This is a genomic window from Novosphingobium kaempferiae, assembly GCF_021227995.1.
In the GTDB taxonomy this organism is placed as follows: domain Bacteria; phylum Pseudomonadota; class Alphaproteobacteria; order Sphingomonadales; family Sphingomonadaceae; genus Novosphingobium; species Novosphingobium kaempferiae.
The window spans coordinates 5408372-5427838 of sequence record NZ_CP089301.1; the positions used below are offsets into that span (position 1 = coordinate 5408372).

23 protein-coding genes are annotated in these 19467 nt (G+C 67.3%); 11 read left to right on the top strand and 12 right to left on the bottom strand.

The genetic code is table 11. From position 1 onward, the window contains the following. The first annotated feature begins 79 nt into the window (after positions 1–79). Both LO787_RS24625 and LO787_RS24630 read left to right on the top strand, forming a co-directional pair. Entirely contained in the window at positions 80–655 is a 576-nt protein-coding gene (locus LO787_RS24625; protein WP_232493590.1) for a hypothetical protein, read from the top strand. A 177-nt stretch (positions 656–832) separates the two neighbouring features. Beyond that, a complete protein-coding gene (locus LO787_RS24630) occupies positions 833–1684 on the top strand; it encodes a sulfite exporter TauE/SafE family protein (RefSeq protein ID WP_232493591.1) in 852 nt (283 codons plus the stop codon). A 92-nt stretch (positions 1685–1776) separates the two neighbouring features. On the opposite strand, the gene fabI is transcribed toward LO787_RS24630, so the two are convergent. The 3 genes from fabI to LO787_RS24645 form a co-directional block, all read right to left on the bottom strand. Then, complete coding sequence (gene fabI, locus LO787_RS24635) at positions 1777–2580, bottom strand: enoyl-ACP reductase FabI (RefSeq protein ID WP_232493592.1); 804 nt, start codon at positions 2578–2580, stop codon at positions 1777–1779. A gap of 19 nt (positions 2581–2599) precedes the next feature. Further along, entirely contained in the window at positions 2600–3454 is an 855-nt protein-coding gene (locus tag LO787_RS24640) for a YihY/virulence factor BrkB family protein (protein ID WP_232493593.1), read from the bottom strand. Between the two features lie 67 nt (positions 3455–3521). Further along, the gene (locus tag LO787_RS24645; protein WP_232493594.1) at positions 3522–4472 is read right to left on the bottom strand and encodes a DnaJ C-terminal domain-containing protein; all 951 of its coding nucleotides are present in this window, start codon (positions 4470–4472) and stop codon (positions 3522–3524) included. A 183-nt stretch (positions 4473–4655) separates the two neighbouring features. Between LO787_RS24645 and pdxH the strand changes: the two genes are divergently transcribed. Both pdxH and LO787_RS24655 read left to right on the top strand, forming a co-directional pair. Continuing rightward, positions 4656–5279, top strand: a complete 624-nt coding sequence (pdxH, locus tag LO787_RS24650; protein ID WP_232493595.1) for a pyridoxamine 5'-phosphate oxidase — start codon at positions 4656–4658, stop codon at positions 5277–5279. After that, complete coding sequence (locus tag LO787_RS24655) at positions 5276–6199, top strand: cation diffusion facilitator family transporter (protein ID WP_232493596.1); 924 nt, start codon at positions 5276–5278, stop codon at positions 6197–6199. Before pdxH ends, LO787_RS24655 begins: the two co-directional genes overlap by 4 nt. Before the next feature lie 68 nt (positions 6200–6267). On the opposite strand, the gene LO787_RS24660 is transcribed toward LO787_RS24655, so the two are convergent. Further along, on the bottom strand, positions 6268–6735 hold the full coding sequence (locus tag LO787_RS24660; RefSeq protein WP_232493597.1) for a hypothetical protein: 468 nt from the start codon (positions 6733–6735) through the stop codon (positions 6268–6270). Positions 6736–6897: 162 nt separating this feature from the next. Here LO787_RS24660 and LO787_RS24665 point away from each other — a divergent pair, with 162 nt between their 5' ends. Beyond that, positions 6898–7890 (top strand): adenosine kinase, encoded by a 993-nt coding sequence (locus LO787_RS24665; protein WP_232493598.1) that lies wholly within the window; start codon positions 6898–6900, stop codon positions 7888–7890. Positions 7891–7904: 14 nt separating this feature from the next. Further along, positions 7905–8411, top strand: coding sequence for a 3'-5' exonuclease (locus LO787_RS24670; protein ID WP_232493599.1), 507 nt, complete (start codon positions 7905–7907; stop codon positions 8409–8411). 150 nt (positions 8412–8561) lie between these two features. Here LO787_RS24670 and LO787_RS24675 read toward each other — a convergent pair whose 3' ends face one another. Further along, positions 8562–9062, bottom strand: coding sequence for a hypothetical protein (locus LO787_RS24675; protein ID WP_232493600.1), 501 nt, complete (start codon positions 9060–9062; stop codon positions 8562–8564). Continuing rightward, complete coding sequence (gene purD / locus LO787_RS24680; protein ID WP_232493601.1) at positions 9055–10338, bottom strand: phosphoribosylamine--glycine ligase; 1284 nt, start codon at positions 10336–10338, stop codon at positions 9055–9057. The genes LO787_RS24675 and purD overlap by 8 nt, the downstream gene beginning before the upstream one ends. A 5-nt stretch (positions 10339–10343) precedes the next feature. Here purD and xseA point away from each other — a divergent pair, with 5 nt between their 5' ends. Genes xseA through LO787_RS24700 form a run of 4 tightly spaced genes read left to right on the top strand, consistent with a single transcriptional unit; the run spans position 10344 to position 14025 of the window. Then, a complete protein-coding gene (gene xseA / locus LO787_RS24685; protein WP_232493602.1) occupies positions 10344–11834 on the top strand; it encodes an exodeoxyribonuclease VII large subunit in 1491 nt (496 codons plus the stop codon). Positions 11835–11861: 27 nt separating this feature from the next. Beyond that, positions 11862–12065: a DUF2093 domain-containing protein gene (locus tag LO787_RS24690; protein WP_232493603.1), complete on the top strand. Its 204-nt coding sequence runs from the start codon at positions 11862–11864 to the stop codon at positions 12063–12065. A 59-nt stretch (positions 12066–12124) separates the two neighbouring features. Continuing rightward, entirely contained in the window at positions 12125–12958 is an 834-nt protein-coding gene (locus LO787_RS24695; RefSeq protein ID WP_420847824.1) for a M23 family metallopeptidase, read from the top strand. Positions 12959–13017: 59 nt separating this feature from the next. Continuing rightward, a complete protein-coding gene (locus tag LO787_RS24700; protein ID WP_232493604.1) occupies positions 13018–14025 on the top strand; it encodes an esterase-like activity of phytase family protein in 1008 nt (335 codons plus the stop codon). A gap of 82 nt (positions 14026–14107) precedes the next feature. On the opposite strand, the gene rpmB is transcribed toward LO787_RS24700, so the two are convergent. After that, a complete protein-coding gene (gene rpmB, locus LO787_RS24705; RefSeq protein WP_232493605.1) occupies positions 14108–14392 on the bottom strand; it encodes a 50S ribosomal protein L28 in 285 nt (94 codons plus the stop codon). A 112-nt stretch (positions 14393–14504) separates the two neighbouring features. Here rpmB and LO787_RS24710 point away from each other — a divergent pair, with 112 nt between their 5' ends. Continuing rightward, complete coding sequence (locus LO787_RS24710; RefSeq protein WP_232493606.1) at positions 14505–14960, top strand: nucleoside deaminase; 456 nt, start codon at positions 14505–14507, stop codon at positions 14958–14960. A gap of 103 nt (positions 14961–15063) precedes the next feature. On the opposite strand, the gene LO787_RS24715 is transcribed toward LO787_RS24710, so the two are convergent. From LO787_RS24715 to LO787_RS24735, 5 genes are all read right to left on the bottom strand, one after another. Further along, positions 15064–15765, bottom strand: coding sequence for a ribonuclease T2 family protein (locus LO787_RS24715; RefSeq protein ID WP_232493607.1), 702 nt, complete (start codon positions 15763–15765; stop codon positions 15064–15066). Then, the gene (nadC, locus tag LO787_RS24720) at positions 15762–16622 is read right to left on the bottom strand and encodes a carboxylating nicotinate-nucleotide diphosphorylase (protein WP_232493608.1); all 861 of its coding nucleotides are present in this window, start codon (positions 16620–16622) and stop codon (positions 15762–15764) included. Before nadC ends, LO787_RS24715 begins: the two co-directional genes overlap by 4 nt. Positions 16623–16688: 66 nt before the next feature. Beyond that, a complete protein-coding gene (locus LO787_RS24725; RefSeq protein ID WP_232493609.1) occupies positions 16689–17486 on the bottom strand; it encodes a LytR/AlgR family response regulator transcription factor in 798 nt (265 codons plus the stop codon). Between the two features lie 46 nt (positions 17487–17532). Then, positions 17533–18696, bottom strand: coding sequence for a sensor histidine kinase (locus tag LO787_RS24730; RefSeq protein WP_232493610.1), 1164 nt, complete (start codon positions 18694–18696; stop codon positions 17533–17535). Positions 18697–18750: 54 nt separating this feature from the next. Further along, positions 18751–19449, bottom strand: coding sequence for a DsbA family protein (locus LO787_RS24735; RefSeq protein ID WP_232493611.1), 699 nt, complete (start codon positions 19447–19449; stop codon positions 18751–18753). Positions 19450–19467 lie beyond the last annotated feature (18 nt).

Sequence of the window (19467 nt, forward strand, 5' to 3'; positions counted from 1 at the left end):
ACGTTCTTAAGCTGTCATTCAAGCTGCCACCTTCCTATATCGGGTGCGACGCCCCCACATCGACCTGCTGGAGCCACCGATGACCCGCCTCCTCCTCTCTGCCGCAGTAGCCGCCCTCTCGCTGGCCGCTGCGCCGGCATTCGCGCAGGATGGGGGCATGGTCGACCCCTCGGGCGAGAAGGTGAACCAGCTCATCGTCTACGGTGACGATCCGTGCCCAGGCTCGGGCTCGGGAGAGATCACTGTCTGCGCGCGCAAGCCGGAAGAGGAACGCTACCGCATTCCCGAGCCGCTGCGCGGGTTCGACAGCCCCAAGTCGGATGCCTGGGCCAACCGCGTGCAGGCTTATGAGACGGTGGGCAAGTTCGGCACGCAGAGCTGCTCGCCGGTCGGTGCGGGCGGTTCGCTGGGCTGCACGCAGCAGCTCATCAACAAGGCCTATGCCGAGAAGGCCAACGGTTCGGATGTCCGCTTCGGCGAACTGATTCAGGCCGAGCGGGAGAAGCGCCTGTCGACCATCGACGCTGATGCCGCCGCCGATCAGGCACGGGTCGAGGAAGCCGAGAAGGCCTACTTCGAGCAACGCAAGCGTCAGGCCGCCGAGCAGGATGCGGCTGAGGGCGGTGCTCCGGTCCCTGCGCCTGAAAAGAAATAAGACCGCGATCAACGCTTCGTACCGGATCGGTCCAGAACTACGCGTTGATCGCGCATCCCGCGAAGTCCGTCTTGACCCCCTGAAACCCGAAATCCGCTTGTCTTGGGCGGCCAAACCGGCTGGAACGGCGCGATAAGAACGCCGGGTGAAGCGCCGGGTGGCAAGCACGGGTATGCAATGGGCCTGACCGGTTCGATCGATATCTTCCACGCCGTCGCGGGACTGCTCGTGGGCACGCTGGTGGGGCTGACGGGCGTGGGCGGCGGCTCGCTGATGACGCCGCTGCTGGTGCTGCTGTTCGGCGTCAGTGCCAAGACGGCGGTTGGCACCGACCTGTTGTTCGCCGCCATCACCAAGATCGCCGGGTCTGCCGTCCACGGATCGCGCGAGACGGTGGAATGGAAGATCGTCAAGCGCATGGCGCTGGGCAGCATTCCCGCCGCGCTGCTGACGCTGCTGGTGCTGGCCTGGGTCGGCAAGGTGGGCAAGTCCACCGAGCACGTCATCCTGATCTCGCTGGCCTGCCTGCTCGCGCTGACCTCGCTCGCCGTGATCGGCCGCAAGTGGCTGTTCCGCCACGCGCATGAGCGTCACGCCGCACGCTCGCCAGAGCGCGAGATCGGCGGCACCGTGCTGCTGGGGGCGCTGATCGGGTTTGCCGTGTCGATATCCTCGGTGGGCGCGGGCGCGATCGGCGTGACGGTGTTGCTGGTGCTCTACCCCAAGCTGCCGGTGGCGCGCATCGTCGGCTCGGACATCGCCCACGCCGTCCCGCTCGCGCTGATCGCCGGGACCGGGCACTGGATCATGGGCGACGTCAATGGGACACTGCTGACCAACTTGCTGATCGGCTCCATCCCGGGCGTGGTCGTGGGCAGCTACCTGTCCTCGCATGCGCCGGACAAGGTGCTGCAGCCGCTGCTGGCGGCGGTGCTGGCGGTGTCCTCGTGGCAGCTTTTCGTGAAGGCTACCACGCCTGAGAAGGTCAAGGTCGATGTAATCGCGCCTGCCAAGGCGGCGGAGCGGTGAGCTTTCCGGAGAAGCTCTTACCGTAAGCGCGCCATAGAAAAAGGCCGGAGCATCAGCCCCGGCCTTTTCGCATTTCACAAGACCGCGAAGGCTCAGGCCAGCGCGATGTCCGGGGCATCTTCCTGCTTCATGCCGACCAGGTGGTAGCCCGAATCTACGTGGTGCGTTTCGCCGGTCACGCCCGAGGCGAGGTCGGAGAGGAAGTACAGCGCCGATCCGCCCACGTCCTCGATGGTGGTGTTGCGGCGGAGCGGTGAGTTCAACTCGTTCCACTTGAGGATGTAGCGGAAATCGCCGATGCCGCTGGCCGCCAGCGTCTTGATCGGCCCGGCCGAGATCGCGTTGACGCGGATGCCCTGCGGTCCGAGGTCGTTGGCGAGGTACTTCACCGAGGCCTCGAGAGCGGCCTTGGCGACGCCCATGACGTTGTAGTGCGGCACGACCTTCTCGGCGCCGTAGTAGGTCAGCGTCAGGATCGAGCCGCCGTTGGGCATCATCGCCTCGGCGCGCTTGGTGACGGCGACCAGCGAGTAGGCCGAGATGTTCATCGTCATCAGGAAGTTGTCGAGGCTGGTGTCGACGTACTTGCCGCGCAGTTCGTTCTTGTCCGAGAACCCGATGGCGTGGACCACGAAGTCGATCGTGTCCCAGCGCGCCTTCAGCGTATCGAAGGCGGCGTCGAGCGCGGCCATGTCGGACACGTCGCAGTCGATCAGGAAATCTGAGCCGAGGCTCTCCGCCAGCGGCTTCACCCGCTTGGCAAGCGCGTCGCCCTGGTAGGAGAACGCCAGTTCGGCGCCCTGTTCGTGCAGCTTCTTCGCGATACCCCAGGCCAGCGACTTGTCGTTGGCGAGGCCCATGATGAGCCCCCTCTTGCCGTGCATCAGACCGGTCATTCGTTTCTTCCTGTAACTCTTACTTGTCGTTCGGCCCAAAAGCCGTGGCGGGGCTTGTCGGGACGTGTTCCATCTCGTTCGCCTGCGCGAGCGCTGCGTTCAGTTCAGCGCCTATGACCATCCCTAGTCCGACAAGCCAGAAAAAGAAAAGCGCGATCATCACTCCGGCGAGGCTTCCGTACGTCAAATCGTACATGAGGAAACTCTGCAACACTTTCGGAAGCGCCCAGGCGACCAGAAGCCACCAGAGTGTGACGAACGCCGGACCGGGCCATTTGCGATAGCGCCGCCGCTGATAGGCGGAGGGCGTCAGCAGATAGAACAGCAGATAGATCGAGATGAAAATCCCGCCTCCGCTCATCGCCGTGCTGAGCGCGATCTGTTCGGACAGCGTGTCGAGCCTGGGAAACAGCGTCGCCAGCACCGTCTCGGCGGTGGACAGCAGCACCTGCGATGACAGCGAGACGAGCAGCAGCAGCACCGATCCGAAGATCACCGCGCTCGACACGAGGCGCGAACGCCAGAAGCGGTGGCGCTTCTTCACGTCGTAGGCACGGTGGAGGATGTCGCGGATGGTCTCGATCAGGCTGCCGGCGGTCCATAGGCCGAGGAGACCGCCGACCCATAGGAGCCAACCGTGGCGCGCTGCGGCGACGTCATGAGCCACCGGGCGCAGCACATCGCCGACCCGCGGGGGCAGGGCGCGCAGGATCGTATCGATCGACGCGCCCATCTGGTCCTGCTCGCCCAGCGCCTTGAGGATGGCGGCGAGGGCGATGAAGAACGGGAACAGCGACAGCAGGCTCATGTAGGCAAGGTTGCCCGCGTGGATGAACCCGTCGTCCCACGTGCCGCCCACGACGCGACGGGTCACGCGGAAGAACCGCGTTCCCGGCCCCGCCTTGCGCCGGAGCTTTGCCCTCAGCGCTTCGTGGGAGGCGTCAGACGCCAAGCTTCCCGCGCACGTCGCGGCCGTCGCTCCAGCCTTCGAGGCGGCTGGCGAGGTCGACCCCGGCTTCGGAGTCCGGCTCGGGCATCATGATCTGCAGCGTGATGAGCTGGTCGCCGCGGGTGCCGTCCTTGCGGGTCATGCCGCGGCCCTTGAGACGCAGCGCCTTGCCCGAACTCGCGCCCGCCGGGACGGAGAGCATCACCGCCCCTGCCGGCGTGGGCGCCTTGACCTTCGCGCCGAGCAGCGCCTCGTCCAGCGTGATCGGCAGGTCGATGCGCAGGTCGTCGCCGTCGCGCCTGAAGAATGCGTGCGGCTGGATCTGGATCGTCACCGTGGCATCGCCGTTGCCGCCGGGGCCGGGCTCGCCCTTGCCCGCAAGCCGCATCTGGGTGCCGTCCTCCAGCCCCGCAGGCAGCTTGAGGTCGATGGTCTTGCCATCCGACAGGGTGATGCGCTGGGGCTTCAGTTCCGCCGCATCGGTCAGCGGCACGGCAAGGCGGTAGTTCACGTTGGCGCCCTTGGGAGCCGCGCGACGACCTCCGCCGCCCATGCCGCCCATTCCCCCGCGACCGCCGCCGCCGAAGATGCCACCAAAGATGTCCTCCAGGTCGATCCCGTCCTCGGCCCCGAAGCCGCCGCCGAAACCGCGTTGGCCGCCCGGACCGCCGCCGTAGCCGCCCCCGCCGAAACCGCCGCCGCCGAAGGGATGCGCCGGGTTGCCCTCGGCGTCGATCTCGCCCCGGTCGAACTGGGCGCGCTTGGTCTTGTCCGAAAGCAGGTCGTAGGCGCGCGTTACGTCGTTGAAGCGCGCGGCCGCTGCCGGGTTGTCCTTGTTGGTGTCCGGGTGGAGTTCCTTCGCCAGCTTGCGATAGGCGGACTTGATGTCCTTCTCGCTCGCACCGCGTGACACGCCGAGGGTGGTATAGGGATCTGCTGCCATGATGCCCCTAGCTAGGTTGCGACTCGGATTTGGACAAGCGTTCCGTGGGTTGCACCGTGGGGCGCGGTTCCCTAATTCGCACAGGAGAATTGTCCGCGATCAAGGTCGTGCCTGACGCAACCGGGCACCGGCGGGCAGGTTCCCCGTTGCCATCAAGGCGTCGCAAGTCAGGACATCCATACCGTGAGCACCGCGCACCCCACCGATACCGACGCCCACGAAGTCATCCCGCATGGCGATCCCTTCGCGCTGTTCACGCGCTGGTACGATGAGGCGCGCGAGGCCGAACCCAACGATTCCAACGCCATGGCGCTGGCTACCGCGACGCCTGACGGGGCGCCTTCGGTCCGCATGGTGCTGCTCAAGGGCTACGATGCCGACGGCTTCGTGTTCTACACCAATGGCCACAGCCGCAAGGGGCAGGAAATCGCCGCGAATCCGCACGTCGCGCTGCTGTTCCACTGGAAGAGCCTGCGCCGCCAGATCCGCATCGAGGGTGTGCTGTCGCCGGTGAGCGAGGCCGAGGCCGAAGCCTATTTCCACTCTCGCGCCCGCGATTCGCAATTGGGCGCGGTCGCGTCCGACCAGTCCGCCCCGCTCGATTCGCGCGAGACCTTCCTCGCCCGCTACGAGGCGGCGCGCGCGCGGTTCGAAGGCGCTGAGGTGGAGCGTCCTGCTCACTGGGGTGGCTGGCGGGTTCGTCCGCAGGCGATCGAGTTCTGGCATGACCGCCCGTACCGCCTCCACGAGCGCCGCCGGTTCGAGCATGGCCCCGAAGGCTGGGCGAGCAGCCTGCTCTATCCGTGAGCGATCACGCTACCCTCAATCGCAGCGCCGCCTTTGCGAGCATCGGCGCGGCGAGCCTGCTGCTGGCGATCAAGGGCTGGGCGGCATGGTTCACCGGCTCCACGGCGATGCTGGGCAGCCTTGCCGACACCACGCTCGACCTCGTCGCCAGCCTCGCCACGCTGCTTGGCGTGTGGATCGCTGCGCACCCGCCCGATGACAAGCACCGCTTCGGCCATGGCAAGGCAGAGGCGATCGCGGCGCTGTTCCAGATCGTGCTGATCTCCATCTCGGCGCTCGGCATCGCCGCGCGTGCCGTGGAGCAGTTCTTCGCCAGCGGGCGCGTCGAGGCGGCGGAGGCGGGCATCGGCGTCTCGATCGCGGCGATCCTCGTTACGTTCGCGCTGATCGGCTGGCAACGCCACGTCATCCGCCGTACCGACAGCCTCGCCATCGCCACCGACAGCGTCCACTACCAGTCGGACCTGCTGCTGAACTGCGCGGTGATCGCGGCGCTGGTGCTGGACCGCTACCTCGGCGTCTCGCGCGCGGATCCGCTGTTTGGTCTCGCCATCGCGGTCTGGCTGGCGTGGGGGGCATGGAGTGCTTCGCGGCAGGTGCTCGATCAGCTCATGGACCACGAATGGCCTGCCGAGAAGAAGCAGCGCTTCCTGGAGGTACTCGCCCGCGATCCGGATATCACCGGCGTCCACGACATGCGCACGCGCACTTCGGGCAACCGCGACTTCGTGCAGTTCCACGTCTGGGTCGACGGGAACATGACCGTGCGCGAGGCGCACAAGGTCATGGACGCGCTGGAGGAGAGGCTGCGGGTGGAGTTTCCCGATACCGACATCCTCATCCACCCCGATCCCGAAGGGCTGGTGGACGAAGCCGGTGACGCCGGGCTGGACGTGCTTCCGCCGATCCGGGTGGGGTGAGGGCGTTCCCTCCCCGTGCCGGGGAGGAATTTGATGTCTGCCCGCTCAGGCTGAGCTTGTCGAAGCCCTTACTTCCCCCGCAGTGCGGCGATGCAGGCTGCGCGGTCGACATCCTGTCCGTCAGAGGCGCGCCGGGTCTCCACGTAAGTCGCATGGGGCTCCTTCGACGTGGTGCTGGGATAGAGGAACACGTCGAGCACGCAGGCGGTGCCGGTGAACTGCAGCTTGCGCGCGTCGCCTTCCCATACGTCCAGGCGGGGCTGGCCGAACATGCGGGTGAGTTGGCTCTGACTGGCGCCGATCACGCCTTCGAGGCCGGGGGCCATCTGCACGGCGGCATCGCGCGGAGCCGAACGCGTAGGTTCGCGCACGACGGGGACGCCCTTGATGCGCTTGCCAGGCGCGGCGGGCGTGCTCTTCACGGGTGTGGTGCCGCCGCTGGAACAGGCCGCCAGTGCAAGCGCCAGAGCGCCCGCACATAATGGGGCAACAAGGCGGCGGTGAAGGGAGGCTCTCCCGGGGATCGTCGTGCTCATGGTCGCTTGCGGCATCGCGCGGCGCACCGTGCGAGTCAACGCTGCTTCGCCGCGCCTGCGGGGCCCGTCGTCGCAGCTGCCAGCTTGTAGGCGGGCGCGGGGCAGGCTAGTCGCGCACCATACCGCAATTTCCCGATTATCACTGAAGGACTTCCCCACCCCATGACGCAACCCCGTCTGGACGTCATCGCCATCGGCAACGCCATCATCGACGTCATCGGCAATTGTTCCGACGCGCAGATCGAAGAACTCGGCCTTGTGCGCGGCGGCATGCAGCTGATCGACGGCGATCAGGCCCGCACCCTCTACGCCGCGATGGGCCCGGCCCGCGAAGTCTCGGGCGGTTCGGCCGCCAACACGCTGGCGGGCCTCGCCGCGCTGGGCGCCAAGTGCGGGTTCATCGGCCAGGTCGCCGACGACCAGCTGGGTGAAGTGTTCACGCACGACATCCGCGCTGGAGGCATCGAGTTCGATGTCCCCGCCCGCGCCGGCGAGACGCCGACTGCCCGCTGCCTGATCTTCGTCACCGCCGATGGCCAGCGGACCATGAACACCTTCCTCGGCGCCTCGCACCTGCTGTCCGCCGACATGGTGGACGATGCGGTGATCGCCGACGCTGCCGTGCTCTACCTCGAGGGTTACCTGTGGGATCCGGTCGAGCCGCGCGCGGCAATGCGCAAGGCGATCGCGGCTGCGCGGGCCGCCGGACGCAAGATCGCTTTCACGCCGTCGGAATCGTTCATCATCGACATGCATCGCGCCGACTTCCTGTCGCTGATCGACGAAGGCCTGATCGACCTGCTGTTCTGCAACGAGAGCGAAATGGCGACGCTGACCGGCCTCGCTGCCTTCGAGGACGGCATCGCGATGCTCTCGGCCAAGGTTCCGGTGCTGGTCGTCACCAAGGGCGCGGACGGCGCCGTGGCGCTGGCGGGCGGCGAGCGGGCGGAAGTCGCCGCGCAGCCGATCGAGCGCGTGGTGGACACCACCGGCGCGGGCGACCTGTTCGCGGCGGGTTTCCTCTACGGGCACGTCCGCGGCAAGGGGCTTGAGGAAAGCCTGAAGATCGGTGCAATCTGCGCGAGCGAGATCATCTCGCACTACGGCGCGCGCCCCGAATGCGACCTCGCTGAGTTCGTGGCTGCACGCATGTAACGAAAGGAAATGGTTTGAGCTGTCCCGCACTGATCGACTTCGAGGCGAGCTGCCTGCCTGAATACGGGCAGTCCTATCCCATCGAAGTCGCGGTGGCGCGGATCGACGGCTCGAACCGGGCCTGGCTGATCAGGCCCGCCGAGGCCTGGCGCTACTGGGACTGGTCGGACGACGCGGAAAAGCTCCACGGCATCACCCAGCAGATGCTGGATGACGAGGGGCTGCCGCCCACCCAGGTGCTGGCCGAAATGGCCGAGTTCGTCCGCGATTGCCCGGTCTATGCCGATGCCGACCTCGACCAGTACTGGCTTGAGGTGCTGTGCCAGGCGATCGGCACGAAGCCGCCGTTTCCCGTGCATTACCTCGGTGAATTCCTCAAGGATGGCGGCTATTCCCGCCCGCAGGTCGTCGCCGCGCTGGAAGAGGCGAAGCTGCGGCTTCCCAAGGAGCACCTCGCGCGGGAAGACGCCAAGCGGCTGGCGCTGGTGGTGAAGCTGCTGGTGGACGGGGAAGTGGAGTAGGGCGTCGTAGAAACGAGCACCTTCCTCCACCTTTCGTCATTGCGAGCGTAGCGAAGCAATCCACGGTCGGCAATCGATGGGGGATTGCTTCGCTGCGCTCGCAATGACGAAAAAGATATGACCCCGCTCAGTCGGAGCAGAACTCGGTGCTCAGTTAAGCTGCGCCGCCTGTCCGCCACGTTGCGCCGTCTCTAGCTGCGCCGCGCACTGCATCTTGCGCTGCTCGCGCGCCTCGGACAGCGCCTGCGCGGTCTGCGTCGGCAGCGCGCAGTCCTGCGCCGGGCGGATCGGATGCTTGGCAAGGCAGCCGCGCTCGGTGGAGAACAGGTTGTCGGCGCAGTCCTCGAAGGCGGACTGGTCGGCATCGTGCATGGTCTGGCACGCCTGCGTCCAGCGCTGGTGGTAGGCGGTTTCGGCGAAGTTCACGCACTGCGCGTATTCGCCCTGCGCCGCCTGTTCGCGCCGGGCGCGTTCGGCCAGCGCGCGGGATTGCTCTGCTGCGAGGGTCTGCTTTTCCGCCATCGCCAGCGTCTGGCGGCGGATGTCCTGCGCGGGCAGGTAGATGCCGTAGTAGTATCCCACGCCCGCGCCGCCCAGCAGCGCGCCCGCCGCGAGGCACAGCTTCAGAATCGGGTCGGCGTGCTTAAGCATGAGCCTTTTCGCGCGCCACCTCGCGCCAGCCGATGTCGCGGCGGGTGAAGCCGGTGGCGAAGTCGATGGCGTCGACTGCCGCGTAGGCCCTGGCCTGTGCCTCGGTCACGCTGCCCGCACGGGCGGTGACGGCAAGCACGCGCCCGCCGCTCGCCACCAGTTCGCCGTCGTTCAGCGCGGTGCCCGCATGGAAGACCTTCGCGCCCTCTACCTCGGCTTCCGCGATGTTGCGGATCGCGCCGCCCTTCGCGGGGGTGCCGGGATAGCCATCGGCGGCCATCACCACCGTCAGCGCCACATCGTCCGAGAACCGCGGTGGCTCGATCGCGGCGAGGCGGTTTTCCGCGCAGGCATGGAGCAGCTCGACGAGATCGGATTCGAGGCGCATCAGCATGACCTGGCATTCCGGGTCGCCGAAGCGGCAGTTGTACTCGATCAGCTGCGGCCCCTTGGCAGTCAGCATCAGGCCGAGGAACAGCACGCCCGAATAGGGCATGCCCTCGTCCGCAAGGGTCTTCACGGTCGGCGCGATGATCTTCGTCATCGCCTCGGCCTGCAGCTTGGGCGTCAGCACCCGGGCGGGGCTGTAGGCGCCCATGCCGCCGGTGTTGGGGCCGGTGTCGCCGTCGCCCACGCGCTTGTGATCTTGCGCGGAGGCGAAGGGGACGATGGTCGATCCGTCCGTCAGTGCGAAGAAGCTGGCTTCCTCGCCCTCAAGGAATTCCTCGATCACCGCTTCCGCGCCGGCTTCCCCGAAGCGCCCGGCGAAGATGTCACGCACCGCCGCTTCGGCCTCGCCCATGGTCATCGCCACGGTGACGCCCTTGCCTGCGGCAAGCCCGTCCGCCTTGATGACGACGGGTGCGCCGAATTTCGCCAGCGCCGCCATGGCGGTTTCCTCGCCGGAGACGCGCTCGTAACCGCCGGTCGGGATATTGGCGCGGGCGCACAGATCCTTGGTGAAGCCCTTGGAGCCTTCGAGCTGCGCCGCCGCTTTGCCCGGGCCGAACACCGCGAAGCCTTCGGCGCGCAGCGAGTCGGCAAGGCCGTCCACCAGCGGGGCCTCGGGGCCGATCACCACGAGGCCGATCACGTTGGCCTCGCAGAAGGCCAGCACTGCGGCATGGTCGGTCGCGTCGAGGTCGATGCAGGTCGCGAGCTCGGAAATGCCGGGATTTCCGGGCGCCGCCCACAGGGCATCGCAGCGCGGGGATTGCGCCAGCTTCCAGGCCAGCGCATGTTCGCGGCCGCCCGAGCCCAGTAGCAGGATGTTCATTTCCCGTGCCTTCCGATCAGTTCTTCTACGACGATGACGACGCCTATCGTTCGGGGGGGCTGGTAGCGAAGGACACGGCCGGGGACAACGCCGCGCCGCTCTCGATCAGCGAGATTTCGAATCTCCTGAAGCGCACGGTGGAGGACCGCTTCGGCTTCGTGCGCCTGCGTGGCGAGCTTTCGGGCGTGAAGCGGGCGGCGTCAGGCCACCTCTACTGCGCGCTCAAGGACGACAAGGCGGTCATCGACGGCGTCATGTGGAAGGGCGGTGCGCAGCGCCTCGCCTTCCGGCCCGAGGACGGCGTCGAGGTCATCGCCACCGGCAAGCTGACGACGTATCCCGGCCGCTCGAAGTACCAGATCGTCATCGAGACGATGGAGATCGCGGGTGAGGGCGCTTTGCTGGCGCTGCTGGAAAAGCTGCGCGCCCGCCTCGCCGCAGAGGGGCTTTTCGCGCCCGAGCGCAAGCGCGCGCTGCCTTATCTGCCGCGCACCATCGGCGTCGTCACCTCGCCCACCGGCGCGGTGATCCGCGATATCCTGCACCGTCTGGCCGACCGCTTCCCAAGCGGGGTGCTGGTCTGGCCGGTACTGGTGCAGGGCGAGGGCGCCGCGGCGCAGGTGGCGAACGCGGTGCGCGGCTTCTCCGCCATCCAGCCCGGCGGCCCGGTTCCGCGCCCCGACCTCGTCATCGTCGCGCGCGGCGGCGGTTCGATCGAGGACTTGTGGAGCTTCAACGAGGAGATCGTCGTGCGCGCCGTCGCCGAATCGACGATCCCCGTGATCTCGGCGGTCGGGCATGAAACCGACACGACACTGTGCGACTACGCCGCCGACCGCCGCGCGCCGACGCCGACCGCTGCCGCCGAAATGGCGGTGCCGGTGCGCGCCGAACTGATGGGCCAGCTGGCCGACCTTGCCCTGCGCAAGCGCCGCTGCGCGCTGCGCCCCGTGGTGCTCGGGCGCGAGCGGCTGGAGGCCCGCGTCCAGCGCCTGCCCAAGCCCGAGGCTATCCTTGCCGCCAAGGCGCAGAAGCTGGACGAACTTTCCGAACGCCTCCGCCGAGGCCTGCAGGACGAGGCGACCCGCAAGGGCCGCGTCTTGCAGCAGGTCGCGGGCCGTCTCTCGCTGCCGCTGCTGCGCCATCGCGTGCAGGTGAGCGAGGAGCGTCTTGCCCGCATCGGCCTCACTCCGCGCCTGCTGGAGCGACGCTGGTCGCTGGCGCGTGATTCGCTCGCCCCCGTCGCCCGCGTGCTGCCGCAGCTTGACCCGCGCCTGCCGCTCCAGCGCGGCTATGCGTTGGTGAAGACGGCGTCCGGCGCGGCGCTCACTACCCGCGATGCCGCCGCGCGCGAAGGCAATCTGGTGATCGAGTTCCGCGACGGTGAACTGGCGGTCCGTGCGGGCGAGGGCGCTCCGCCGCCCGCGCCGCGTCCCACTGCGGCCAAGCCCGCGCGACCGACTCCACCCGCGTCGCGGCAGGGTGATTTGTTCTGAGGCGGAGGCTCTGCTAGAACCGTGGCCATGTTGATGTCCTCCGCAGACCGCCCCGCAAAGCTCGCCTACGGCCCCAACGGCTTTCGCGTGCTCAGCCCGGGCCACTACGTCACCTGCGCCGTGACCGGTGAGAAGATCGCGCTCGAAGCACTGCGCTACTGGAGCGTTGAGCACCAGGAAGCCTACGCCACGGCCGAGATCGCCACTCGGCGGCTGACCGGGCAGGCGTGACCCGCAAGAAACGGGGCCTTTCATCGCTGGCATTGGTCGCGGTAGCCGTGGCCGTCTCGGTGCCCTTCGTGGCGCTGCGCGCGGCACAGCCCGGCGGCGTGGCCCCGGTCGCGCCCGCCGCGCCGCCCAAGCCGGTGGCGCTCGCCTTCACCGGCGAACTGACGCAGGGCGGCTGGATTCGCGGGAATCTGCCGAGCGGCGTGCGCTCGCTCTCGCTCGATGGGATGCCGGTGAAGGTCGGTCCGGACGGTGCCTGGTTCGTTGCCTTCGATCGTGATGCGGGACCGCAGGCGGTCTTGCGCGTCTCCTATTCCAACGGCACGCTGGGCGAACAACGCCTCGCCGTCGCGCCGCGCGCTTGGCAGATCGAGAACGTCAACATCGCGCGTAGTACCGGCGGACCGTCCGAGGCGTTCATGGCTCTGCGCCGTCCCGAACTGGCCCGGATCGAGGCGGCGCGTGCGAAAGTCACTGATGCGCAGGGGTGGCGCCAGCGCTTCGCGTGGCCTGCCAAGGGGCGTATCTCGGGCCGCTTCGGTTCGCAGCGCATCTATCGCGGAGAGCCCGGCGCCTATCACTCCGGCCTCGACATCGCGACCGGCGGCAGCGGCGCGCCGTTCGTGGCTCCGGCCGACGGCGTGGTGATCCTTGCGGCGGAAAAGCCCTTCACGCTGGAGGGCAACCTGCTGATGCTGGATCACGGCATGGGGCTCAACAGCGCGTTCCTCCACTGCTCGCAGATACTTGTGAAAGAAGGCGATCATGTGAAACAGGGGCAGGTGATCGGCCGCATCGGCATGACCGGGCGCGCCACCGGTCCGCACCTGCACTGGTCGATCAAATGGAACGATGCGCGGCTCGATCCGCTGTTGTTCACAGGGCCGATGATCTGATCGCTCCGTAACGGCCCGGTCCGGCTTGCCAAGCGAGGCGCAGGCCCTATTCAGGCCTTGTGCGCCGCAGCATCGCCTTCCTGCCCCTTGCGACCTTGCTGTGGGTGACATGGACCCACGCGCCCGAGCCGAAGCGGCCCGTAGACAATTCACCCGTCATCGCGATCACGCCGGTGACGATGCCGCCCAAACGAGTGCTCGACCGATATCTCGGCCCGTTCCATTTGGAGGGTGCATGGCAGGTGACTTCGGACAATGGGCTGGTGTTCGGCTATTCGGCGCTCGTCGCGCAGCCGTATGGGCGGTTGGCAGCTTTCAACGACGGCGCGCATTCGCTGTGGTTCTCTCCGCCCGGAGCCGCGCCGTCGAAGCCGCGGGCGCGGCGGATCGTCTTCGAGCACACCCAGCGCGGCAAGGCGTGGCACGATGTCGAATCGGTGGCCTACGATCCGGCGAGCGACCGTTACTGGGTGGGCATGGAGGGGGTGAACGCGATCGTGCGCCTCTCGCCCGAACTGCACCAGACCGGGCGCGTCGAGCCGGCGGGCATGGCGGACTGGGGCACCAATACCGGGCCGGAAGCGATGACGCGGCTGGCCGACGGTCGCTTCGTGGTGATTCGCGAGATTCCGCCCACGCTTGCCGAACCGCGTCTGCATGACGCCCTCCTGTTCGCGGGCGATCCCGTCGAGCATCCCCACGCGCAGCCGTTCCGGTTCGATGGGCCGGACAATTTCTCGGTCGTCGATATGGCGATGCTGCCTGACGGGCGCGCGCTGGTCCTGATGCGGCGGCTGCTCTGGCCGATGCCGATGCGATTCGCGGGAAGGATCGTCATCGCCGACACCGCGACGATTCGCGCAGGCGGCGTGTGGCGCTCAGCGCCGCTGGCTTCGCTGGCCTCGGTGCTGCCGGTCGACAATTTCGAGGCGATTGCGGCGGTGCCGGAGAAGGACGGGCGGATCACCGTCTGGATCATGTCCGACGACAACGCCATGCGCGTGCTCCAGCGCACGCTGCTGTGGAAGCTGTCGGTCGATCCGAAGCAATTGCCCTGGCCGAAGTAGACGCGAAAAAAGCGCGCGAAGCCAAGCTTCGCACGCTTTTTCAAACCCGTATCCTGACGCGCTCCCAGAAGGGAGCGACGGATCAGGCTGCGGCCTGCTTCTTCAGCTCGCGCTTCACCTTGACGGCGCGCGGCGAAAGCTTGGCGTCCGAGGTCTTCAGCAGCCAGTTGTCGAGGCCGCCGTTGTGCTCGACCGAACGCAGGCCGTGCGTCGAAACGCGGAACTTGAAGCTGCGGTCCAGACCTTCCGACATCAGCGTGACGTTCTGGAGGTTGGGCAGGAAGACGCGCTTGGTCTTGTTGTTCGCGTGGCTGACGTTGCAGCCAACCTGGCGGCCCTTGCCAGTCAGTTCGCAGATGCGGGACATAGTCTTTCTCGCTCGAAAATTGCTTGCCGTTAGTACGGGAAGGCGCGCCCTTACCGATTCCCCCTTCGAAGGTCAAGTTGCGCACAGCTTTTTGACGGGCTAGCGCGGAGACATGACCCGCTGGCCGCTTCCCGAACCCATGGCGCTTGCCCTCCAGGAAGCGCGCAGAGCCGCCGATGCGGGTGAAGTGCCCATCGGTGCGGTCGTCGTCAAGGACGGGCGGGTTCTAGCCACCGGACGTAATGCGCCGCGCGAGAGGCACGACCCCACCAGCCACGCCGAGATCGAGGCGATTCGGGCCGCCGCGCGCCTGCTCGGCAACGAGCGGCTGGAGGGCTGCGAACTGTGGGTCACGCTGGAGCCCTGCGCCATGTGCGCCGGCGCCATCGCCCACGCCCGCATCGCGCGGCTCTACTACGCGGCCTCGGACCCCAAGGGCGGCGCGGTGGAGCACGGGGCGCGGGTGTTCGAGCATCCGCAGTGCCTGCACCGGCCCGAGGTCTATTCGGGCATGGGGGAGGCCGAATCGGCGGAGATGCTGCGCGGGTTCTTTCGCGAGCGGCGGTGACCGATAAGTATCCCGTCGTCATTGCGAGCGTAGCGAAGCAATCCAAGGCACTTGAGCTGCTCTGGATTGCTTCGCTACGCTCGCAATGACGAAAATACATGAATTAGAGTCCACGCCAGATCTTCAGCGCCGTCGAATCGGTGGGCCCATAAGACCGCGTCGGGCACCGCGCCGGACGGAAGTCCTTGCCGTAGCAGAGCCTGAGTTCGCGCAGCCATCCGGTGCGGCTCGTCTCGACGCCCACGGCCTCGCGCGGCCACCCGCGATTCGCCGCGATGAACTCCTCACGCAGGTCGCCCACCGTCAGGTCTTTCTTGCGCGACAGGCGGTCGGCGTCCGGCCAGCGGATCGAGCGCCACAGAATCGCGCTGACGCGGAAGTACTTCTGCGGGCTCGCCACCATGCAACTGCCGTGCTTCGCCCATTCATGCGCCAGCAGGCGCGGCGAGGGCGACATGCACAGGTTCTCGCGCAGCAGTTGGGGGGAAGGCACCGGCTGCGTCGCACACCACTGCGGAGAAGGGCCGCGCGCCGCCTCGGGCCAGAGGCCGTGCAGCACGAAGCCAAAGCGTCCGTTGGCGCGGTTGCACTGCATCGAGCGCGTATCGCCGCTGGTCTTGCAATAGTCCGGCGACCAGCTGGCGGCGAGCGTGTACCCGGCGACAGGTGTCCGGCGCGCAGGACCATCAGGCGTGATGGGACCGACCGGATCGAGCGCGCGCGGCACCGAGCACTGATAGGCCTGCGCGAAGCCCGGAGCAGGCAGGACGGCAATCGCCGCGACGAGGGCGGCGGCCAGCCTCACAGCGGGGTGAAGTCCAGTCCGATGTCGGCGGCGGGGGCGCTTTGCGTCAGGCGGCCAACGGAAACGTAAGTGACGCCGCTGGCGGCGATGGCGCCGATGGTCTTGAGATTGACCCCGCCCGAGGCTTCGGTCGGCACGCGGCCTGCGACGAGCGCCACGGCCTCGCGCAGCATGTCGGGGCCCATGTTGTCGAGCAGCAGGTGATGTGCGCCCGCAGCGATGGCGGGTTCGATCTGGTCGAGGTGGTCGACCTCGCAGATGATCTGCGCCACGCCTGCCGCCTTGGCACGGGCCACGGCGGGGCCGACGCCGCCTGCGACGAGGACGTGGTTGTCCTTTATCATCGCCGCATCCCACAGGCCCATGCGATGGTTCTTCGCGCCACCCATGCGGGTCGCGTACTTTTCCAGATGACGCAGGCCGGGGATGGTCTTGCGGGTGTCGAGCAGCGTCGCGTTACCCGCCATCGCGTCCACGTATTCGCGCGTCATCGTCGCGATGCCGGAGAGGTGCTGCACGGTGTTGAGCGCGCTGCGCTCCGCCGTCAGCATGGCGCGCGCGTTGCCGGTCAGGCGCATGAGGTCCGATCCGGGCGAGACCTGCGCGCCTTCCTCGACGAGAATCTTGATATCCATCGCGGGATCGAGCGCGCGGAAGAAGGCCGCTGCGATGGGCAGTCCGGCGACGGTGATCGCGTCGCGCGAATCCATGACGCCGGAGAACCGGGCGTCGGCATCGATCACGCTTTCGGATGTGACGTCACGCCCGCCGCCGGGAAGCCCTTCGCCGAGGTCTTCGGCGAGCGTTGCGGTGACGAAGGCGGAGAGGTCGAAGCCGGGAAGCGCAAACTGGGTCATGCGCGCTCTGTCGCGCGTTCCCGGCGGGTTGTCGAGGGGGAGCGGTTTCGCTGTTCCCCCGCAATATCAGTGAACGAACCGTGCGATCACGTCGCGGTACGAGCGGCTCACCTTCACCTGCGCGCCCGAATCGAGCACGAGGAAGCATTCGCCGTTGGTATGCGGCTTCACCTGGCGGACCTGGTTGAGGTTGACGATGGTGGAGCGATGGACGCGCTGGAACACGCGCGGGTCGAGGCGGCGCTCCAGATCCTTCATCGTCTCGCGCAGGATCAGCGAGTTGTCGGCGGTGCGGATGCACATGTAGTCGCCCGCCGCCTCGATGTGCTCGATCGAGTCCACGTCGATCCGGAAAATCTGGCCGCGGTCCTTGATGTTGATGAGCTTTTCGTAGCGGTCGGCGTTGGGGTCGGTTTCCTCGGGGATCTGGTCGACCGCATCGGGGGCGACTTCGGCGAGGACCGTCTTGAGCTTTTCCGCCTCGTCGGCCGAACGCTTCTCGGCAAGGCGCTGGCGCACGCGGGCGAGGGTGTCGTCCAGCTTGCTCTCGTCCACTGGCTTCATCAGGTAGTTCACCGCGTTCGCCTCGAAGGCGCGGACGGCGTGTTCCTGGTAGGCGGTGACGAAGACGAACAGCGGGGGTTCGATTTCCATCACGCCCTTCACGACGGAAAAGCCGTCGAAACCGGGCATCTGGATGTCGAGGAAGACGAGGTCGGGCTTTTCGGTCTTGATCTTGCGGATGGCCTCGCGCCCGTTGGCGCAAGTGTCGATGATCTCGACGTCGGGGTATTTCTCAAGCCGAAGCTGCAGGCCCTGGATGGCGAGTTTCTCGTCGTCGACAAGGATCGTGCGGATTGTCATATGTCAGTTTCTCCGGTGCGCCCAACGCGCACGGGGCAAAAAGGTTTCATCGCGCCACAAATGCGGGCTGACGCGCGGGTTCGGCTATGTCCTGCGTGGTTTCGCGGCGTTCGAAAGGAAGCTCGATGACGACCGCGAAACCGCCTTCCAGCGGCTCGATCGTCTCGAAGCGGTGGTTCTCGCCATAGGCCTGCGACAAGCGATCGCGGATGTTGGACAATCCCACGCCGGTCGAGACCGGCTCCCCTCCATCGTAGGTCATGCCCGACAACCTGTTGTCGGTCGTCGGGCTTTGCAAGCCCGGGCCGGTGTCCGAGACGGTGATGCGAAGCATGGGGCCGACGAGTTGCGTCGCCACGGTGATCTCCGCCCCGCTTTCCTGCTGGCTGACGGCGTACTTGATCGAATTCTCGACCAGCGGCTGGAGCAGGAGCGAGGGCAGCAGGCCGTGCTGCGTGGCGGAATCGATGTCGAACGTGGTGCGCAGCCGTTCCTCGAAGCGCATCCGCTCGATGTCGAGGTAGAGCTGCAGCGTCTCCACCTCCTGCTCCACGGTGACGCGCGCGGAGGGCTTGTTGATGAGCGTGTAGCGCAGGAACGACGACAGGCGACTGAGCATCGCGTTGGCGGGCTCGGTCTGCTTGAGCAGCACCAGCGTCGAGATCGAGTTCAGCGTGTTGAACAGGAAGTGCGGGTTGAGCTGGTAGCGCAGCATCGCCAACTGGGCGCTGGTCGCCTGATTCTCCAGCCGGATCAGCTGGTCGTTCTGCTCCTCCACCTGAAGGTAGAAGTTGACCATGTAGTAGAGCGCCGTCCACGCGCCGAGCAGCGTCGCGTCGAGGTAGAACACGCCGACGAAGAGCTGCGCGAAGCTGGCGTCGCCCTCGGTCCGCCAGAGCGAGATCACCCAGGCGTCGATGAAGGCGTGCAGCGCGACCGCGACCGGCAGCACCAGGATCGTCAAGCCCCAGGTGACCAGCGCACGCTTCTTGATGAGCGTGCGGTAGACCACCGAGAGCACTAGCGAGATCGAGAAGCCGGTGATCGTCGCGATCAGCACCAGCACCAGCGAGGCCAGCGGCAGGCTGTTGGCGAGCGCCGACATCGTGCGCAGCACCATCGCCCCGCCCCAGCCCACGGCCTGAAGCCGCCAGAAGGCGCGGTCCTTGTCGGCGAAGAAGGGGATCGGCTGGATCGGCAGGACACTCATGCGGGAAAGCCTAGACGATGTTGCAGGCGTTGGGAAACCTTGGAAACCGGGAGATCAGCCGCCACGCGCGCCCTTCACCGCCTCGGCCAGCTTGTCGAAGCCGACCGCGCCGGGGATCAGGCGGTCGCCCGCGATCCAGCTCGGCGTGCCGGAAAAGCCGAGGCGCTGCGCCATTTCGAGGTTGCGGCCGAGTTCCGCCTCGACCGTCGGACTGGCGGCGACGCGGCGGGCGCGCTCGATATCCAGGCCGATCTTCTTAGCGACCGCCTCGATCGTCGGCGCGTCGACCTGCCCGGCGTTGTACATGGCATCGTGGAACTGCGCGTACTTGCCCTGCTCGGCGGCGGCGAGGGCCATCTTGGCGGCCTCGGGGCTCTGCGGACCGATGATCGGCAGTTCGCGCACGACGATGCGCAGGTCCGGGTTCCTGGCGATGAGGTTCGCCACGTCCGGCAGGCTCTGGCGGCAATACCCGCAGGCATAGTCGGAGAACTCGACCAGCGTCACCGCGCCGTTCGGGTTGCCGAGCACCGCGCCGGGGAACGGCGTCTCGACCGTCTGCTTCACGCCGGCAAGCGCCTTGGCGGCCTCGCGGCGGCGCAGTTCGTCCATCGCTTCGGGCAGGATCTCGGGGTTCTGGAGGATGTAGTCGTGGACCACGCGCTCTACGGCGACGCGCCCGCCGAACCACCCGCCGACACCCACGACGACGATGCCTGCGGCGACCACTGCGAACCTTGCGGCTGTACCCATTGTGCTGATGATTACCTG